The following is a 19,293-nucleotide window of genomic DNA, read 5'->3' on the forward strand; positions in this document are numbered from 1 at the left end:
TGCTATTCACACTCCCACGCCTCATATGGATTACGGATCATCGCTGTAGCATCCGAAAATTCTATCAATAAACCATTTTGTTTTAACTTATCACGTAAATGTTTTTCATTTTGTTGGAAGTACCGGATATTCAACTTGGATCTCTCGTACAATCCACTATTCTTTGCCTGCGCCTCACCGATAACAAAATTGTATTTTTTGTATAATAAATCAAGAAATTCACTAAACTCAATGCTTTCCTTTGGATTAACGTTAACATAAACTAATGTTTGTAAAAAATAATCTGAAATAATATATCTATAACTATTACCTGTTCGATAGTTTGCGATTCCACCATCTCTAGCTAGTATTTTAGTGATTCCCAATTGGTTTTTCTTCATTTGTTCGGTTACTGCTTCCTTAATAACTTCATAAACTTTCTTTTTTAGATCACTATATTCTTTTGATTTTATCAAAGCTGATGATATTTGTTGCTTTCTTTTTGACCCTAGCTTCGAAAGTCCTAATTTCTTCAGAAATAGATCTGGATCCTCTTTCCAATCTAAAAAATCCCTCAAACCTTCTTCTTCATTACCAATCACTTTATTAAACTTATTTTCGAACTCTGCCTCGAAACCAAATTTTACTAGCGACTCATGATCTGCAAACGTTTTTGATGACAACAAACTAATATGTTGATTTGCTCCATCCATGCAATCAAAAAAGAATATATTTTTTTCTGCCGCTCCCACTCTGTCAAACATGTAGCGCATAAGATGAAAGCAAATTTGACTATTTAATAATTGAAAAAATTCATTTATATCTATATTTAGGGAAATTAGTGCTTTTATTTCTTTTGCAAATTCCACATACAAGTTCAAATCTAGTGCCGGTAACCAAGGGACGTTATCGTCTCCACTATCCGATTTAAGCTTTAATGGTTTTGCATCTTCATCTTCATCTAATGCTGCGTTAAGTTTATTAACAACCTTTTCTATTACTTTATTTGCTTGCAACAATTCTTTAAATCTTCTTTCAATGAACTGTCGGGTTATATGGTCATTTTCTGTACCATAAGCAAGCATCAAATAATATAATTCTCCGCCTCTGGCAAAGAAATTTCGTTCAAAAGAAATTGAATTCTTGTTTGTTCTTAACTCAAAAAATAATAAGGATTCGTGTAACGGATATAGCATCTTTACAAACCATGATCTATCCGTTACTTTCCCATTTGCATTATAGATAATAACTTCAAGATTGCGTAAAAAATCTCTTAACACCTCAACGTCATCTTCATTATCAAGAGTCTCGTAAATTTTACGTTTATGTACTTCATCTAATATGACAGTATCTCTTCGACTACCTTCCTTTGCTCCCTCAAAAATAAACTTTCTTAGACCTATCGCTTTTTTACGATCATACTCACTAGCATTTAAGTTGTATTTTGTACCATACAAAACATTTAGAAATTCTAGTACATATTCAGGACCTCTCTGCCCTGTTGTAAAACGATGCCCCCAAATATTTGCTGCAAGCTGAGAAGTAAAATCATTAGTCATTCTAATAGATGCTTCATTAACAATTGTAGTCATAGTAACCTCCTACTCATTATCGCAAATAGTAATTTCATAATTAGAATAGGTGCCTTCATTTGTATTTAATTTTAGAACCGAAAGCGTATATTCATCCCTAACGCTAATCTTGATTAGGTCGTTTTTGAAAGTATTTATTAATATCTCAACTTCTTGCTTCAACGTAGTGAACATACCACCATTGGCTAATCTCATCAAATATTCAAAAAGCGTGAGCCCCATCTCAATGTATGCTTGATTCGACACAGAAATTTTAAACTTGGAGGGCAGATGGTCGATATCTTCTCTCTGTCTTTCGCTAGTTAGAGTGATATGATTATGTAAAAAAGTTTGATGAATTAACAAGTTCTCTGTAGTTGCAAATAATTGTGCAGTTCCACTGTTAGCAACTAATTTCTTTGAGAACGCTCTATTTAAACCGCTAATAAGTTCCTTTTTAATTGAAGACTGTAGGGCTTTATTGTTGAAAAGCATGTTAAATTCTCTGTAGTAATCAAATGGAACTAGATGTAACCTAAGCTTTTCGTTATTACTTAATGTTTCGAAAAAGTACTTACGTCTTAAACGAGGCATCCATACTTCAACTAGTGAGTTATCAATGTTCGCATCATGACTTCTGTATATTTCAAGCTGCTTCTTAAAGTATCCGAATAACATATCTAGTTCGTTATTAAACAGTTGACTATGGTCTGCTTCAAGCTCCTCATCCCCACTGATATCACCGTTTAAAATGAAGTCATCAATGAGTGAGTGTGAAAAGTTCCCTGGGTCCAAGGGTTTTAAATTTTGTAAAGCTCCCATTTCGTTCATAGCTTCGCTAGGTATACTGTGTCCATAGAAATTTTCATAATATGCTTTATTTGCCTGGTGTTCAATCTCCTTAAAATCAGCTTTAAATATTTCTTCACAAGCAAGACCACCTGTAATTGTATAACTTAAGTGTATTAGAAGCTCCCGCATTGTAATATGTACACCACTGTAATCTAGTATTCGATACTGCTCTACAAGTCGTTTGTGAACCTCTTTTTTGGATGTGTGATTATGGTTTAAGAAGATGATACATTGCCGATTCTTTGAACATTCCAAACATGTTTCCCAGTTTTCCTCTTGATTCCATTCTTCTAAAATCCGCTCTACATATGTTGACGATGTTACATCTTGTAGATTTATTAAGGTCAAAGAGTTATCATTCTTATCGTTTGATAAGAATCTATCTGCTACCCATTTACTCAAGCTTTTTAGACTTTCGTACTGAGATAGAAACTTTGTTAATTTCCCTTCATTCGCAGCAATTAGGTAATATATCTTTTCATAATGATTATTCTCAATGTAAGATTGCAAATGAGTTAGTTCTTGAAGAATGACGTTCTCTTTAAGCTCAGACAAATCCTTAACAATGCGTATTCTTCCATTGCTAAAAGGGACTTCAATAATCCCCTCAGTTGGCCAGTTATCTAAGAACGAGCCTGTAAAATGATCGTGAACCACCCTAGATAGTTTCGTTTTACCATCACCAGCATTTCCGGACATAATTACACTATGAGGACCATTGTTAAATATGCCGAGTAAATATGCCTCAATTTTTGTTGGAATAGTAAAATTATATTGTGAAGCACCATCGGAATACTCGTCATAGATTTTTGAATGATTGGGAGACATCACGTTATACTGCTCTAAATACTTTACGAAATGATTAGTGTGCAATCGAGATCACTGCCTTTTCCCATTATTGAATATTAATTTGAATACTGGTCAATTTTCAGGCATATAAAATAACGCGATATCGTTTGGAGTATACCGCGCTCAAAGCATAACTTTGATGAATAGACTCTGACTGTTCTTTGAAGTATTTATTGTGTTCGACAGCGTCCAAGAATCCTCCTCTTTTTTAAAATGATTAACGATTTTCCCTCTATTTGTATATTGAATGTAGCTCGACTTATAGAACCTTGTTGTCAACCATTACTTTCATTCTATAGGAACGGAGATATCATACTTCGTTCGCCTGTCAAAATATTCACCTTTAGATTCACATAGTGCAAAAGCCACATAATCATAATATCATAAAGAATTAGCACTATTTTGTCAGCGAATATCTGTTCTACATCGATATCATTATCATAATAAACCCTCTAGGATATCCTGCTGATCGCTCTTCGAATCCCTAATTAGAGGCTCGAGAAGTGGACTCGGTTCTCCATAATAGAAAATATGGAGTTCCTCTTGCGGGCGTGTCATGCTGATAAAAAGCAGCTTCGTATCGAGCGGAGTAGCAGTAAAAGTCTTCAAGTTGGCATTTGGAATGATGACTGCATCAAATTCAAGCCCCTTCACCAAAGATGCTGCAATAAATATAATCGGCTCCTTCAGCAAATCATTTGGATCTTCCACTAGTTGTATATTGTTCATTCCTTGGGTTTCGAATTGATTGAAAAGTGCCTTTGATAACTTAGGGTCCTTACTTATAATCGCGATTTTGTGATACCCCTTGTTATCAATTAGCTGATCAAGTGTTATTCTGATCTGAGAGATAAGTTCTCCCCCATTGTTTACTTTTTTGAGTGTTGGCACCGTACCATGGCGATTTATTGGATTTATACAAGGGAGGCGTAAATTCGACGCATTAATCACACTATTAGCTGTTGACATAATTTCGAATGTGGATCTGTAACTAATTGTTAAATCTAGACTTCTACCTCTACCTTCAAACACTTCCATCTTAAGCTCATCCCAGTTTTGCATCCCTAGGTCTCCGTATACGCTCTGTGTGATATCCCCGAGTACTGTCATGGACTTAGTCAACTTCATTAGTATACTAATCTGAAAAGCACTCAAATCCTGCGCTTCATCAATCATTAAATAATCGTACTTTTCATCTAGCCCATACACCCTCATGTGTAATAGAAGTAGAGCTGCTATGTCATCATAGCCGATCCTACGAAGGTTATCACGGTTAGGGCCTGAACTTGCTATATCCGCCGCTAGCTCGTTACTCAAACTATGGTCAAATCCTTGTAGCAGCGCGTCATCCATCAAATCCATATACAGCTCTATCGGCTCAATCGTCTTCCATTCCTTGAAAATACTTTCTACTTGAGAAAACCACTCGTCCCTCAACTTTTTACTCCTGAATTCACTCGACTCTTTCAATGCTTTCTTTACTCGAGCATGCAGCTCTTCTGTTTCTGGAATATGAAAGACCCATTCAGACGAGGCAGTGATAAGCAGACCCTCAAGAATTTTATCTTGTTTTTGTAATTCAAGCTCCACCCAACTCTTAATTGATCTGATCGTCTCCGTACGACGTTGGTTAAGGGGCAAATGCTTATAACCGTTATAAATTTGCAGGAATTGTTCGTTAGGTTCAATTTTTTCGCTAGTAAAAGTGGATAATCTCAGTTCTTTTGGTCGGAAAAAGTTTTCTTCTATATGATCAAGATAACGTTCAATCAACTTTTTAAATTTCATCGACCCTTTGTAGCGATGTGTATTATTTTCTCCACTTAAATCAGATTGAACTATCGCTTCGCTCAGCCATTCTTGCGGCGTCTGGATGTAGTCTATTTGTGGCAGCCATCTCTTTGCTAAGTCAATAAAAGTGTTTTGTTGAACGTTATCTAATTCCAGTCCGGGCAAAATGTTTTTCATATAACTGATAAAAAGGCGGTTCGGTGCAAGAATCATAATATTTTCAGGCTTAAGTTGTTTTCGATATTGATAAAGAAGGTACGATAGACGGTGTAAAGCGATGCTGGTTTTTCCACTACCTGCGACACCTTGAATAAGAACAGGCTCCTGGATCCCCAAGCGAATTGCCTCATTCTGCTCTTTTTGGATCGTAGCAACGATCTTACGCAGTTGATAGTCCTTGCTTCGGTCAGATCCAAATCGTTCAAAAAAATCATCAACTGGCATTCCTGAATCATCAGAATCTTCACCAGGGGGCGGTGAATACGCATCACTGCGTACTTCGCTAATGTTTAAAATTTCTTTGTTCTTAATATTTAGATTGCGTTTTCGTCTTACCGTTACATGATATCTTTCTCCGGTTTCAGATTCATATGATGCCTCTCCAGTGCCACCATTAAAGCTGTAGTAAACATCGTTCAGAGGATTTCTCCAATCAATAACAAGCTCTTCTACTTCTGATTTAGCAACAGCTGTTTCTCCCAAGAGATATGTTTCTGAGGACTGCTCACCTGCAAAGACTATCTCCAATTTTCCAAAATAGGGTGAAGGTATCGCATCACGATAACCATTAATTCTTTTCATCAAGGTTTGCTGAATTTGGTAATCGACCCTATCTTCAGGCTTTCGCACTCGAGATTCTAGATCACTTACAATCAGTTCAATTTGCCCGATAATATCATTCAAATGTCCCTGTTCTGTCTTCTTCCACTGTTGATTCATCCTGATCCCTCTTACTCCTCGTGCCTAAAGTATTAGCTTATCTAGGACTTTCGACATAAAACCCCATTTTCCTCCTTTCCCCTAAAATGATAGAATTATGAAAGGTAAAAACATACATTAACTCTTTGTATAAGAAAACTTTGATTGGGAAAAGTATACGTTTGCAGTTAATGAAAGTATCCTTCGGATTATTTAAGGGAATATTATTAATTATTATTTCTTCTGATTCGGGGGTATTACGGGATGGCTAGTTTAGAAAAAAGAGGTAAAAATTCATGGAGATTAACGGTTAGCGTCGGAAGAGATGCAAAAGGTAAATATATACGTCACGGCAAAACAGTCCATTGTCGGACAAAAAAGGAAGCTGAAATTGAACTTGCCAAATTCGAGGTTGAAGTCCAAGCTGGAGCTTACATCGCACCTGAGAAATTAACGCTCCACGCTTTCGTCGATGAGTGGAAAGATAAATATGCAGTACAAGAACTTGAACAAAAGACATTATCCATATACCTTCGAATTTTAAACAAGCGCATTCTTCCTGTTATTGGACATTTACGGTTGGATCAGGTTAAACCTTTGCATGTCGCGTCCTTAATAAGTGAACTGGGTAAAGAAGGAAATAGACAGGATGGAAAAGATGGTAAGCTTTCTTCCGGGACCATTCAGTACGTATATCGAGTTTTGAAAAATATCTTCACAAGAGCGGTAGAGTGGAGAGTTATTAAATTTAATCCTGTTGCAGATGTGAAGTCACCCAAAGTGGTGTATAAGGAAAGTGAAGTATACGATGAAGATGAAATTCAGTTATTGTTTGAAGCATTAGAAAAAGAAGCTTATCATTGGCGCATGATGATCACCCTTGCTTTAACCACAGGACTTCGCCGCGGTGAATTAGTTGGCCTTGAATGGAAAAACGTTGATTTGGAACAAGGCACGATCTATGTAAAACAAAGCATCTCCGATTTCATTAATGGTACTCCTGTTATCAAAGAACCGAAGACTAGAAAGTCTACGCGTAAAATCAACCTTTCTGATGCAGTTTGGGAAGAACTGAAACAATATCATGAGTACTGTATGCATCAATGGGGTGAATTACAGAAAACCAGAGATAACGATCATTTCTTTGTATTCTTTAACCAGTACGGCAGAGCATTCTATCCGGAAAGCCCATATTTGTGGTTTCGCGGCTTTTTAAAGAAGCGCAATTTAAAATACATCAAATTCCATGATTTACGTCATACCTCTGCCACTTTGTTGATCAACCAAGGTGTCCATGCCAAAATTATTTCTGAACGTCTGGGACATGCCAACATTACGACAACGATGAACATCTACGGCCATGTTTTATCGAAGGCTGATAAAGAAGCTGCAAATAAATTCGATTTAATCATTCCATTTAAAAATCGCAAAGAAGCATAAGGAAGAACCCAAACGATTGCTGTACTAATCGTTTGGGTTCTCTTTCTAATGACTATAACAGTTTATTCAAAATATGCCCACTTTTAGGCCTTTTTCGGGTGATTTCCGCTGATTTCGGCTCATTTATGTTGAATTTTTACACCAACTTTACACCAATGGCCAAAAAATCACTAAAAATCGTTGCTGTATTACTAATTTCACAAAGCTGTTTCATTGGAAAAACCCTTTATTAATAAGGCTTCTCAGCATCTGTTTCATTTCGTACAAGCAGCGCTACCGACTCCACATGCACCGTATGCGGAAACATATCCACCGGCGTCACCTCCGCGACGCCGTAGCCCCCATCAACCAGTACGCGCAAGTCGCGAGCCAGTGTCGACGCGCTGCACGACACATAGACGACGCGGCGCGGCTGCAGCTCTAAGATCGTCGCGAGCAGCGCGGCGTCGCAGCCCTTGCGGGGCGGGTCCACCACGATCACGTCCGGGCGAATGCCCTGACGTGTCCACTCGGGGAGGACCACTTCCGCAGGGCCCGCTTCGAAATGCACGTTCGTCATGCCGTTCAACTCGGCATTCTTCCGTGCATCCGCGATCGCCTCTTCGACGATCTCAACGCCATAGACCTGTCCCGCGCGCTGCGCCAAGAACAGGGAAATCGTGCCGATGCCGCAATAGGCATCGACGACGACTTCATCGCCGGTCAACCCGGCGTATTCAAGTGCCTTCCCGTACAAGACTTCCGTCTGGACGGGGTTCACTTGAAAGAAAGATCGCGCGGAAATTGCAAATTTCACATCGCCGATATAGTCATAGATGACCTCGCTGCCCCACAGGACGCGAGTCTCATCCCCAAAAATAACATTCGTCTGCTTCACATTAATGTTATGACAAATGCTCTTCACCGCAGGCAGAGCCTCGCGAATGCCTGCCACCCACTCGTCCACACGCGGAATCGTGCTGCCGTTGGTCACCAAGACGACCATGATCTCACCCGTGCGGAAGCCGACTTTGACGACGACATGGCGCAGCAGTCCAGCATTACGAGCCTCATCGTAAGCACGAATGCCCAGTCGCGCGCCGATCTCCTTCACCCGAGCGACGACCTCGTCGTTCGCCTCATGTTGGATCAGGCACTCTTCCATATCAATGATGCGATGGCTTCCCTGCGCATAAAATCCGCCAATGAGGCCGCCGCGCTCTTCCCCAAAAGGAACCTGCGCCTTGTTCCGGTACCGCCATGGATCGGCCATACCCAGCGTGGGATGGACAACTATCCCTTCATCACTTGCAGTCGTCTCTTCCGTTCGCCCAACAGGCAGTTCCCCCGCCACGGCCAGCTTCCCAATACGCTGCAAGTTATCCACGACCTGCTGCCGCTTCACGCGAAGCTGCGCCTCATAACTCAGGTGCTGCAGCTGGCAGCCGCCGCACTCCTCATAAATGCCGCAATCCGGCATAACACGCTCGGCACTCTCTTCCACCAAACGCAGCAGCCGCGCATACCCATACTGCTTCTTCACATGCTCAACCCGCACAAGCGCACGCTCACCCGGCAGCGCACCAGCGACAAAAAGGGTAAAGCCGTTCACACGGCCTACCCCTTCCCCATCATGGCTGATCCCGATGATCTCAGCTTCATATTGCTGTCCAATCTGCACCGGCAGATCCGCCATCCAGGCCGGCGCCGCTTTCGGAGCGGCGACCTTCGTTCTTCTATCTTTTGTTCTCATAAGCCCTCACTTAATTCCCAACTATAATTAAATCGATTTGCTTTATAATTGTTTTTCCACTATTCTTCTATACCCTACTGATGCCACTCATGCTCATCATCCCCATGCCGATCCTTCAATTGGAACGGCGTGGTCAACGTCTCAATCAGCTTCTTCTTATAAATCGACTGACCAGACTGATCGACGATGATCTGTAAATGACTCTTCAAATTCGTCATTACGCAAGGCAGCGTGCCGCCGAATTCCCCATCCAAGTTCAGCTGGACGTAGTCCGGTGAATTAATCTCGATATGATTCGTCTGAAAATAAATCAGATTCGGGTCGCTTAAGTGCTCCCCGCGCAGCGCGAGTGTGACCACTCTGATGAACTCCGCAAGGTTGCACTTGCGTAGGATGAGGACATCGAACAGCCCATCGTTCATGCTTGCTTCCGGAGCCAGCTTCTCGAAGCCGCCGACGGAGTTGGAGTTGCCGACAAGGAACATCATGACTTCATCATGGAATTCCATATCGCCTGCTTTCACATACAGCTCGATAGGCTTGAGTCTAGGCAGTTTTTCGAGTCCCTTCATATAATAGGCCAATTGGCCGATCATGGTTTTGAGCTTGCTCGGGACTTCGTACGTCAGCTCGGTCATCGAGCCTCCGCCGGCAATATTAATGAAGTAACGGTTGTTGATTTTGCCTACGTCAATGTCGGTCGTGTACCGCTGAATGATCAGGTCGCAGGCCTGCTCCAGATTTTTCGGGATGCCAAGCGCGCGGGCAAAATCGTTGGTCGTCCCCAGCGGCAAAATGCCCAGCGGCGGACGGCCCTCTTTCTCGGCCATGCCGTTCACAACTTCGCACAAAGTGCCGTCTCCTCCTGCGGCGATAATGAGGTCAAAGCCGCGCTTCACGGCCTCAGCCGCAGCAAGTGTGGCGTCCCCTTCGCCGATTGTCGCGTGAGCGGATGTTTCGAAGCCGCCGCGCTCTAGGCGCTGAAGAATTTCTGGCAGGCGTTTTTTCATTTCTTCCCGGCCGGAAGTCGGATTATAGATCAGTCTTGCTCTTTTGACCATTGTGTCTCATCACCTGTTCACCGTCTGGAATTGCGGAAGCGATCTGCTTCTCCATCCATTTGGAAATTAGCGGACTTGGCAGCAGCGCCCGTCCATTGTATTTATATGCAAATCCCTCCAAACGTGAAGGGATCACTTGACCCGTAAAATAACCCTCACTTAAAAAAAGCGGCGCCACAATAACCGCATGTCCAGGCTTCTTATGCATCCACGCTGTCATCTTGGCAGACACTTGATCCGGCAAAAGCATGGCAACATCCGCCTCTTCATAGCCGCCTAACGCTTTCAACCGCTCTGCGAGCTGCTCCAAGCCTTGAAGCCACTTTTGATGAAAGCCTTCTTCCTGACTTCCGTGCCCGATCAACAGGAGGATTTCCTGACTTGGCGACTCGGATAACTCTTTAATTTTCGCATAAATAATTTCAGCAACAATGACAGGGTCGCCATCCATCGGCGATGTGAAATGAATGCGCGCCGTGATGTCGAAAGGCACCATATCCGTCTCCAGCAGCGGCTCCCGGGTAACCCCTAGGGCGTAGCTGATTTCATCAATATGTGTACTCCCAGAGGACACGAAAAGGGGAATGACGATAATATCCGACACACCTTGTGCCTCTAAGCTATAAATACCGTCTTGAATTAAGCGGCCTTCCACCAGCTCTAGATAGGAGGAATAAATAGGAATGTCTGTCGGTAAGTTAACCGCAGATACGGCTTCATCGACCAGCTCCACCCAGCCTTTATCCTTAGATCCATGGCTTATGACCAGGACACCAACCTTGCTCGTCATATTTTCCCCACCCGTTCTAACCATGCTTACAATCCTATGCTAACGAATGTGTTCCCACATGTCAATTGAGCTCTCAATAAACACGAAAAATCCCGCATTACGCATCGTAATGCAGGATCTTGAACTCTTTAGCAACATTAATAATTAACGGTTTAAACGATCTAATGTCAGCACATAGCCATCATTCCCATAATTCAAGCAGCGCTTGACTCTGGAAATCGTAGCCGTAGATGCGCCTGTTTCCGCTTCGATCTGATTGTACGTGCAGCCCTTGCGCAGCATGCGGGCAACTTCCAAACGCTGGGAAAGCGATTGAATTTCATTCACGGTGCACAAGTCGTCAAAAAAGACGTAGCACTCCTCTATATCCTTAAGGGTCAGTATGGCCTCAAAAAGTTGGTCTATGGCTTTATCATTCAATTTTTTTAATTGCATACGTTATCAACTCCTGGTAGTCATGCATGTTAGCTTAATATAGTAAGCTCCAGAGTATCATTCGACACGGCGAGAATAAATCCTTCCTTTAGGATTGCGAAACGTTAAAATTTCTATGCGTTAATGAACTGAATTGAGACAAATATCTAGGACCCGTGACATTCGTCCATACCAACGGTAGGCAAGTGACATATCCTGTAGGAGACAAATCTGATAAAAAGGATCGTGAATCCCAGTGAGTAACCCTAGACAATTCATAGGCAATGGCACTAGTCGTCCTGAAGTGCATACAAGAAGCCTCACAACGCTGCCTCCGCAAAATAGTGATAATCGCGCATTAACTCAGTATCCCGGCTTAGGTGGCAACTCGTTCTCGGATTTCGCACAAGGCGGCGGTCTTCCTACTCCTTTCGAAGGAGGCGGCGGTTTCTTTGGAGGCCCTGCCGGCGGCGGGGGCGGGGGATTTTTCGGAGGTGGCGGTAACGCTGGCGGCGGTGGCGGATTTTTTGGCGGTGGCAATCCAGGCGGCGGTAGTGGTGGTGGCGGTGGCGGCAATTTTCTCAGCAACCTCTTAGGAGGTGGCGGTGGAGCGTCAGGCGGGAGCTCTAACCCGCTGAGCGGTCTCAATATGAAGCAAATCTCCGGCTTCGTGGAGCGAATGGGTGGCATTGACGGCATTCTCGGCACGATGGGCAAGGTGCAGAAGTTCATGTCCAGCTTTCAACAAATGGCACCGATGGTGAAAACAATCTTTGGCGCTTTGGGCAAAGGCAAGGTCGCCTCAGAAGACGCCATTGAAGTCTTCAAACCGAAACGCAAACGGCGTAAGAAATCCGGGACAGCCAAAAGACGCAGTGGCGGCTCCAAATCCGGAACAGGCAAACGCAAACGCAGATAACATCAAAAATACAGCCAAATCGCACATGAAGCCGCCTCGTCTTGGTTCAAATACCAGGCGGGGCGGCTTCGCGTGCGTACAGCTTGTGCTGCTTACTCCATTTTAAGCACCGTACCCTCCGGTACGATCTGCACCCACGTGTTGCCCGGCAGCAGCGGCACTTCTTTACCGCCTTCCGCGTAGGCGCGCAGCATGCCGTTTTTGCGTTCCCAAGTAATCTGTTGGGATTTCCCCTCTTGCAGGATAACGCCCTTGCCGGGTCCGAACACGTCGACCTCACGGCGTCCCTCTTTATCTACGATTTTGTGCTTGCTTTCCAGCACGAGCAGGTTTTTGGCTTGCAGCTGCTTGCCGCTCTCCTTGTCGAGATGGGGCTTGCCCTCCATGCTGCGCATGTACACACCCTCTCCGGCATTGTATTCATAAGATACGAAATACCCTTGAATATAAGGAACGAGGATATAATGCACGGCAGCGCCGGTAAGTTTACTTTGACCATCATCCTTGGCAAAAGTAAGCAGCGGTCCGTTCCACTCCGTACGGAATTTGCGCGCCGCGGCGCCCTGCTTCATTTTATCCACAGAGGTATAAAGATTGTGCGGGGCTTTGCGATCGGTCGAGCGCCAGTAGTAGGCGCCATCGCCATACACCTCATCGAGATGAGCCAGCTTGCGGCCGGCCATCATATCCATCGCTTCCTGGCTCCAGCCGGCGTGAACGATAACGGCATCGAGCGCGTCGCCGATCTCTACAAAATAAGGCCGGATGCTGCGCACAGGACCGATCGTTGCGGCCTCATGGCTCTGGAACACGGAGACGAATCTAGTAATCTCGCCCTCTGCGAGAATCTCGTAGACGATGTCTGCTTGATCCAGGCCGGTTTGGGGCCTGGCTTGCGGCGCATTTTCGACCATGACCATAAAGGGCCGGCTCTTCACTTCTGTGGCGGAAGGAAGCCCGGTCAGCGGGAATTTGTAGGGCTGCTCGGTCTCCACGGCTGTGACGGCAGGCTTTGTGTCAGGCGTTGGAGCCGATGGTGTTGCTGCTGCGGTGTCAGGGCTTATCGTTGGCATGGACGCAGGCGTATCACTGCAGCCGACTATGGTTATGACAGAGCAGCCGAGGACAAGCCAGGCGCTGAGAGTTCTTCGGCGACGGGAAAGGGACAATGATTTCATCAATAGGCACCTCTTCTCTTGTTCTATCGTTCTATGAAATGTATATGCTAGGCAGTAGTCATGTAGAAGACTTTTTGGCTGGGCGCATCCAGCGCCTGCTAGCTTTGCACATTGGAGGCTTGCTGCAGACACACACTTTCATCCCCTGCATACTTCGCACGTTGGAGGATTCACGGTAATTAGGTATAGTAGAGTGCAGAGCAGGCAAGTGGTAAACTGAATAATAGTTGTGTAAAGCACAGAAATAGTGGAAGTACCAGCATATTCATGCTGAGACGGCCTAAAAAGCCCTCTCACACGCGGAAAAGTAGCTATGCCTTACTGAGAAGGCCTAAAAGGACGTCTCACACTCAAAAATAGTCGAAGTCCCCTCATTTTCATGCTGAGACGGCCTAAAAGTCCCTCTCACACGCGAAAAAGTAGCTATGCCTTACTGAGAAGGCCCAAAAGGACGTCTCATGTCCTTCACTTGTTGAAGTTTCAGCAGGTGGTACGTTAATCTCCATGAAGGAGGCATCGCCCCATGACTAAGCCAACCAAAGCCGTCATACTGTTCGACGGCGTCTGCAACCTGTGCAGCGGAGCTGTGCAGTTCATCCTGCGGAATGACCCGAAGGGCCACTTCCGCTTCGCGTCCTTGCAGTCGGCTGCCGGACATCAGCTGCTCGAGCAGCACAGGCTGCCCACGGACAACATCAGCACGATTGTGCTGATTGAGGACGGGCGCGCCTACACCCGCTCCACGGCAGCGCTGCGCATTGCCCGGCGGCTGCGTGGCGCATATCCGCTGGCGTATGCCGCCATCGTCATTCCGGCTCCGCTGCGCAATCTCGGCTACGCCTATGTGGCGCGTAACCGCTACCGCTGGTTCGGCAAGGCTGAGCATTGCATGCTGCCGAAGCCTGAGTTCAAGCAGCGTTTCCTGGAATAGCGCCGCACCGGCATGGCTTACTCCAGAAAGCGCTGCGGCTTTTTCATGCCGCCGAACATCCAGCAGCACAAGCTGAGCGTGCCCATTTGGAAGCTGTGATGAAGCAGCTTCGCCCAGCGTGCGCCGTCTGCGGCCCCAAAGGCAAGCAGCAAAGGCGCAAAATGCTCCGGCGTCGGCACCGCCTCCGAAGCGTAAGGCGCTCTTTCGTCGTATCTCACGAGCGCGTCGAGATTCCACGTTTCGAGCTGCTCCGCCAGCCACTCATCGAACTCCACCGCCCAGAGCTGCGGCACCGGATTATTCCGGTCCAATCGGCGCAAATTGTGCACGGTGCCTCCGCTGCCCAGAATAAGAACATCCTTTTCCCGCAAGGAGCCCAGCGCCGCACCAATGCGATAATGCTCCTCCGCCGTCAACTTCGGATTCACCGACAGCTCCACCACGGGAATCTGCGCATCCGGGTACATGATATACAGAGGCGCCCAAGCCCCGTGATCCAGACCGCGCTCATCATCTAACTCGCAATATATCCCCTCATCTTCAAACAACTGCTGAATATGCAAACTCAACATCAACTCGCCTTTTGCCGGATATTTAATGTCATAAAGCTTTTCCGAAAATCCCGAAAAATCGTAGATCGTCTCCGGATGGATGGCTGAGCTGATTTTCTGCACGGGACTTTCCCAATGCGCGCTGAATATCACAATTGCTTTGGGGCGAGGTATGCCCTTTGCCAGCTTCTGCAAAAACTCGGTGTATGCATGCTGCTCAATCGCCAAGCTTGGAGTTCCATGCGCAATAAAGAAAGCTGGCAGCATAGCGAATCACTCCCTCATTTGGAATGGAAACTTTTTACCAATATACTACATTATTCTCTTCTAGATGAATTAACGCAACTTTATCGAGAACAAAAATGTTCATGGACACACTTCCAGGTTAGCTGTAAAATTGCAAACAAATTCCACATCATCAAAAACCCACAACAAAGTATGGAAATACAGGTTTAAATCTATGGATTTTCTGAATTTGGTTTGGAGATGGTTCTTTGGTTATCGTATCGATCTTGCTTGTTATTGCTTCCGGCCTCGCTCATGCCATTTGGAGTTTGTTTACGAAGAGAAGCCGCAACAAAAGCGTCTTCCTGTGGTCTATCATCATGGTAACCGCCATTATTTTGCTTCCCACTCTGATCAGAGAATTATGGCTTCGACCTTTATCTTTACCTGCCTACGGGCTCCTGCTATTGTCAGCAGGTTTGCAAAGCAGCTACGCTCTACTATTGTCGCGCACTTATAATATGGGAGATCTGTCGCAAATTTATCCAATTATGAGGGGCACCAGCATCTTGCTCATTCCTGTTATTGGTATCCTGTTCCTTCGTGAATCCTTAACGTTATACGGCTGGCTGGGACTCCTTTGCATGGTCGTCGGCTTCGTTACACTCAGCGGCATCTTCTCCGGCAAGCAAGCTGTTGCGGCCTTCGGCGGGTCGGTCAAACCGTTTCTGATGGCTCTTTGCGTTGGCGTTTGCGTGACCTGCTGTATCCTGGTCGATAAACTGAATCTGCAGTATATTTCAGCTATCTCCTTGCTGGAAGTGACAAATATCGGGTTCGTCGCGGGGCTGACGCCAACCGTGATCGCTTCGAAACAACTGCGTCTGGAATGGAAACTGAACGGCAAAATTATTTTGCTAGGAGCTATCTTGAACCCCGGGTCTTATTTGTTATTTCTAATCGCAATGAAGTATGCGCCAGTCACCCATCTCTCTCCGATTCGGGAGATCGGAACCGTGTTTGCCACGATTTTGGGCATTGTGATCCTCAAGGAAAAGCAAGGCAAGAAGCGGATCACCTGCTCTGTTTTAATAACGATAGGTATCTTGTTAATTGGCTTTTGGGGCTAATTCACTGCCATCACACCATTCTCTCCTAATACACGCAGCTATGCATGAAACACTGGGCCACTGCCAAAACTAACCTAAAGGCAATCCAAGGAGGCAATCGCATGAACACCCTCTGGAACTTCATCGTAAATCACTGGATCTCGCTGGCGCTCATCATCGGCGTCCTCCTGGCCATCTGGTATGAGTATAAAAATAAAGACAAATATATCCGAGGCGGGAGAGATAAGTAACCTCCACCCTCCTGCATATAACAAAAAACACAGCCCTTTCCCTCAAGAAAGCTTTCATCGCAATATCCGTCCGGTAATGCTTCCCGCCAAAATGAATCCGGTCCGCATCCGCATAAGCCTTCTGACGTGCTTCAACGATATCTTTCCCGATACCGGTAATGCCGAGCACACGTCCGCCGTTCGTAACGATCTGCCACTTCATACAGCCACCCTTGAACGGTTCGCCCTCTTTACCATCGCGATTCCGTTCTCGTTCGCTACGTGAATGGAATCTTCGTTTTTGATTGAGCGCCCCCTCCCAATTCATGACCCTACAACTTTTTATATCCTATATGGGATATATTTGTAAAAAAAAAGAATGCTAAACTTATTGTGTAAGATGATCTGTAATAATCTGATATCGGGAGGTTTAGGTATGAACGTTGGAATTGCATTAAATGAGCAAGAAATGTGTAACATCAATGGAGGAGAAATAACAATTGGGCAAGCTGCTTATGCAGTGCTCTCTCCCCCTATTGGTGTTCCTTTGTTAGTCATCCAACACTTGAAAGACGTTTATCAAAATGAATACAACAGAGAGTACGAGTATCGTAAAGCAAGAGGATAGTTTTACATTAAGATCATACGCTCTGAATATTCTGTTACCACGTCAATGATGATCTACCGAAAGGTGATGAACAAAATGATGAGTACAATTAACGTCAAGAATATGAGTGAGTTAAACTCGGAAGAACTAATGAAATATGATGGTGGAAACCCGTTTGCTTTACCTGCACTTATTGTTGCTGGTGCAGCACTGTACGTTACTACTAGAAACTACATTGAAACTAGAGCAAGAGAAGATGCGAGAAGAGATTCTTGTGTAAACGAAGGATATTGTAAATAAAAGTATATTGCATTAATTTATCAGTAGTACAATTTAGTATGCTAAATTGTACTACTATTTTAATTTTCACTTTGATCCTATTGAGGTGTGGAAATGAAAATTATTAATTTAATAACTGCTCTGCTCCTATTCCTTTCGTCTGTCATGTGTCTGCTTACTGGATATTTGGAATCAATCGGTAGCCGAGTTTTCTATGTTTCATTATCAGTATTGTTTTTATCTTTATCAATTTATCACTTCTTTCTGTACTTACATTCTTTAAAAGATAAAAATCGGATCGAGTAGGGGGAGGCGGCTAGCCTCGCTTATAGGTGAGTCGAAGGTTATCCTCCTACGAGCATTCGCTCCAGCAAGTCGTTCTCGTCTTGCCTTGGATCAACTTTGCCTGCCAAATAAGGGAACTCTAGGACACTATGTAGGGCAATAGTGGAACTACAGCGTTCCCTTATTTCCGCGCGAGGCAACCGAGGTATCTCCTCGATCACTCCAAAACATATAAAGGATATGTAAAAAAGAGCTAAACGCATACAAGCCGCTTAGCTCCTTTTCATTCCACATGTAAGATCTACATCTTCTATTTCAAAGCTTTCATCGCAATATCCGTCCGGTAATGCTTCCCGCCAAAATGAATCCGGTCCGCATCCGCGTATGCCTTCTGACGTGCTTCAACGATATCTTTCCCGATACCGGTAATGCCAAGCACACGTCCGCCGTTCGTAACGATCTGCCCGTTCTCCAAAGCCGTTCCCGCGTGGAACACTAAGGAATCTTTCACGTTCTCAAGCCCTATGATCGGCAAGCCCTTCGGATATGGCCCCGGGTAACCGCCGGAAGCTACGATCACGCACACCGCCGCGTCCTCGCTCCATTCGATTGGCTGATCCGCCAACGTTCCGTTGTTGATGGCAAGGAAAATATCGAGCAGATCCGTTTTGAGGCGAGGCAAAATCACCTGCGTCTCCGGATCGCCGAAGCGCGCGTTGAATTCAATCGTTTTCACGCCGTTCGGAGTCAAAATCAAACCCGCATACAGCACGCCCTTGAACGGACGGCCCTCTTTGACCATGGCATCAGCCGTTGGCTGTACGATGTTCGCAAGAGCTTCCTGCACGATGGACTCAGGGATATGCGGCAGCGGGGAGTACGTGCCCATTCCGCCTGTATTCGGCCCTCTGTCGTTATCGAAGACAGGCTTATGATCCTGCGAAGGTACCATAAGACGAACGGTGGAACCGTCCACGAAAGCAAGCAGCGACATCTCTTGACCGGTCAAGAATTCCTCAATGACCACGCTCGCGCCGGATTTGCCAAACACTTGATCCACCATAATATCGCGGAGCGCCTCTTCGGCTTCTTCCATCGTTTGCGCAACGGTCACGCCTTTGCCGGCAGCTAAGCCGTCGGCTTTGATCACGATAGGCGCCTTTTGCGAACGCAGGTAAGCAAGCGCAGGCTCGTACGCGTCAAAAGTTTCATAAGCCGCCGTAGGAATGTTGTATTTTTTCAGAAGTTCCTTCATAAATACTTTGCTTCCCTCAATGATCGCGGCATTGGCGCGAGGTCCGAACGCTTCGATTCCTTTGGACTCCAAGTGGTCCACCAAACCGGCCGCTAACGGATCGTCTGGAGCGACCATCACCAGGTCAATGGCCTGCTCCTTTGCAAATGTGCTGATCTCTTCAAACTGAAGCTCCGTAATCGGCACACATTCCGCCAATCCTGCAATGCCGCCGTTCCCCGGTGCGCAGAAAAGCTTGCTGATTTTCGGGCTTTTGCTCAGCGCCCATACGATCGCGTGTTCGCGACCGCCCCGTCCAATTACTAATACACGCATCTTTGCCACCAG

Annotated in this window: 16 protein-coding genes and 1 pseudogene; 5 read left to right on the forward strand and 12 right to left on the reverse strand. The window is 45.3% G+C overall.

From position 1 onward, the window contains the following. Nucleotides 1-2: 2 nt before the first annotated feature. From GC097_RS05850 to GC097_RS05860, 3 genes are all read right to left on the reverse strand, one after another. Nucleotides 3-1,571, reverse strand: coding sequence for a hypothetical protein (locus GC097_RS05850; RefSeq protein ID WP_246293980.1), 1,569 nt, complete (start codon nucleotides 1,569-1,571; stop codon nucleotides 3-5). A gap of 9 nt (nucleotides 1,572-1,580) precedes the next feature. Then, nucleotides 1,581-3,230, reverse strand: a complete 1,650-nt coding sequence (locus tag GC097_RS05855) for a hypothetical protein (protein WP_171682401.1) — start codon at nucleotides 3,228-3,230, stop codon at nucleotides 1,581-1,583. Nucleotides 3,231-3,689: 459 nt separating this feature from the next. Then, nucleotides 3,690-5,981 carry a HelD family protein gene (locus GC097_RS05860; RefSeq protein ID WP_171682402.1) on the reverse strand — a complete coding sequence of 764 codons (2,292 nt, stop codon included), beginning with the start codon at nucleotides 5,979-5,981 and terminating at the stop codon, nucleotides 3,690-3,692. A 243-nt stretch (nucleotides 5,982-6,224) separates the two neighbouring features. On the opposite strand from GC097_RS05860, the gene GC097_RS05865 reads away from it, so the two are divergent. Continuing rightward, nucleotides 6,225-7,400: a site-specific integrase gene (locus GC097_RS05865; RefSeq protein ID WP_171682403.1), complete on the forward strand. Its 1,176-nt coding sequence runs from the start codon at nucleotides 6,225-6,227 to the stop codon at nucleotides 7,398-7,400. A gap of 229 nt (nucleotides 7,401-7,629) precedes the next feature. Here the strand turns inward: GC097_RS05865 and rlmD are convergent, their stop codons facing one another. The 4 genes from rlmD to GC097_RS05885 form a co-directional block, all read right to left on the reverse strand. Beyond that, entirely contained in the window at nucleotides 7,630-9,132 is a 1,503-nt protein-coding gene (gene rlmD / locus GC097_RS05870; RefSeq protein ID WP_171682404.1) for a 23S rRNA (uracil(1939)-C(5))-methyltransferase RlmD, read from the reverse strand. 74 nt (nucleotides 9,133-9,206) lie between these two features. Beyond that, nucleotides 9,207-10,193, reverse strand: a complete 987-nt coding sequence (locus GC097_RS05875) for a diacylglycerol kinase (RefSeq protein WP_171682405.1) — start codon at nucleotides 10,191-10,193, stop codon at nucleotides 9,207-9,209. After that, entirely contained in the window at nucleotides 10,165-10,983 is an 819-nt protein-coding gene (locus tag GC097_RS05880) for a sirohydrochlorin chelatase (RefSeq protein WP_171682406.1), read from the reverse strand. Before GC097_RS05880 ends, GC097_RS05875 begins: the two co-directional genes overlap by 29 nt. A 144-nt stretch (nucleotides 10,984-11,127) precedes the next feature. After that, nucleotides 11,128-11,418, reverse strand: a complete 291-nt coding sequence (locus tag GC097_RS05885; protein WP_171682407.1) for a YerC/YecD family TrpR-related protein — start codon at nucleotides 11,416-11,418, stop codon at nucleotides 11,128-11,130. A gap of 235 nt (nucleotides 11,419-11,653) precedes the next feature. Here GC097_RS05885 and GC097_RS33850 point away from each other — a divergent pair, with 235 nt between their 5' ends. Beyond that, nucleotides 11,654-12,316, forward strand: a complete 663-nt coding sequence (locus GC097_RS33850; protein WP_216625655.1) for an aminotransferase — start codon at nucleotides 11,654-11,656, stop codon at nucleotides 12,314-12,316. A 92-nt stretch (nucleotides 12,317-12,408) separates the two neighbouring features. Here the strand turns inward: GC097_RS33850 and GC097_RS05900 are convergent, their stop codons facing one another. From GC097_RS05900 to GC097_RS05910, 3 genes are all read right to left on the reverse strand, one after another. Beyond that, nucleotides 12,409-13,494 carry a DUF3048 domain-containing protein gene (locus GC097_RS05900; RefSeq protein WP_171682409.1) on the reverse strand — a complete coding sequence of 362 codons (1,086 nt, stop codon included), beginning with the start codon at nucleotides 13,492-13,494 and terminating at the stop codon, nucleotides 12,409-12,411. 430 nt (nucleotides 13,495-13,924) lie between these two features. Then, on the reverse strand, nucleotides 13,925-14,494 hold the full coding sequence (locus GC097_RS35420; RefSeq protein ID WP_446686392.1) for a hypothetical protein: 570 nt from the start codon (nucleotides 14,492-14,494) through the stop codon (nucleotides 13,925-13,927). Then, nucleotides 14,443-15,243 (reverse strand): DODA-type extradiol aromatic ring-opening family dioxygenase, encoded by an 801-nt coding sequence (locus GC097_RS05910; RefSeq protein ID WP_171682411.1) that lies wholly within the window; start codon nucleotides 15,241-15,243, stop codon nucleotides 14,443-14,445. The genes GC097_RS35420 and GC097_RS05910 overlap by 52 nt, the downstream gene beginning before the upstream one ends. 227 nt (nucleotides 15,244-15,470) lie before the next feature. Between GC097_RS05910 and GC097_RS05915 the strand changes: the two genes are divergently transcribed. Then, nucleotides 15,471-16,331: an EamA family transporter gene (locus GC097_RS05915; protein WP_171682412.1), complete on the forward strand. Its 861-nt coding sequence runs from the start codon at nucleotides 15,471-15,473 to the stop codon at nucleotides 16,329-16,331. A gap of 273 nt (nucleotides 16,332-16,604) precedes the next feature. Here the strand turns inward: GC097_RS05915 and GC097_RS34655 are convergent. Next, nucleotides 16,605-16,868 (reverse strand): annotated as a pseudogene (locus tag GC097_RS34655) (phosphoribosylglycinamide synthetase C domain-containing protein); the annotation flags it as partial. Between the two features lie 108 nt (nucleotides 16,869-16,976). On the opposite strand from GC097_RS34655, the gene GC097_RS05925 reads away from it, so the two are divergent. Continuing rightward, entirely contained in the window at nucleotides 16,977-17,168 is a 192-nt protein-coding gene (locus tag GC097_RS05925; RefSeq protein ID WP_171682414.1) for a hypothetical protein, read from the forward strand. 78 nt (nucleotides 17,169-17,246) lie between these two features. Beyond that, nucleotides 17,247-17,447 (forward strand): bacteriocin class II family protein, encoded by a 201-nt coding sequence (locus GC097_RS05930; RefSeq protein WP_171682415.1) that lies wholly within the window; start codon nucleotides 17,247-17,249, stop codon nucleotides 17,445-17,447. Nucleotides 17,448-18,021: 574 nt separating this feature from the next. On the opposite strand, the gene purD is transcribed toward GC097_RS05930, so the two are convergent. Then, nucleotides 18,022-19,281: a phosphoribosylamine--glycine ligase gene (gene purD, locus GC097_RS05935; protein WP_171682416.1), complete on the reverse strand. Its 1,260-nt coding sequence runs from the start codon at nucleotides 19,279-19,281 to the stop codon at nucleotides 18,022-18,024. Nucleotides 19,282-19,293 lie beyond the last annotated feature (12 nt).

Origin of the sequence: Paenibacillus planticolens (assembly GCF_013141725.1) — a bacterium.
GTDB classification, from domain to species: domain Bacteria; phylum Bacillota; class Bacilli; order Paenibacillales; family NBRC-103111; genus Paenibacillus_E; species Paenibacillus_E planticolens.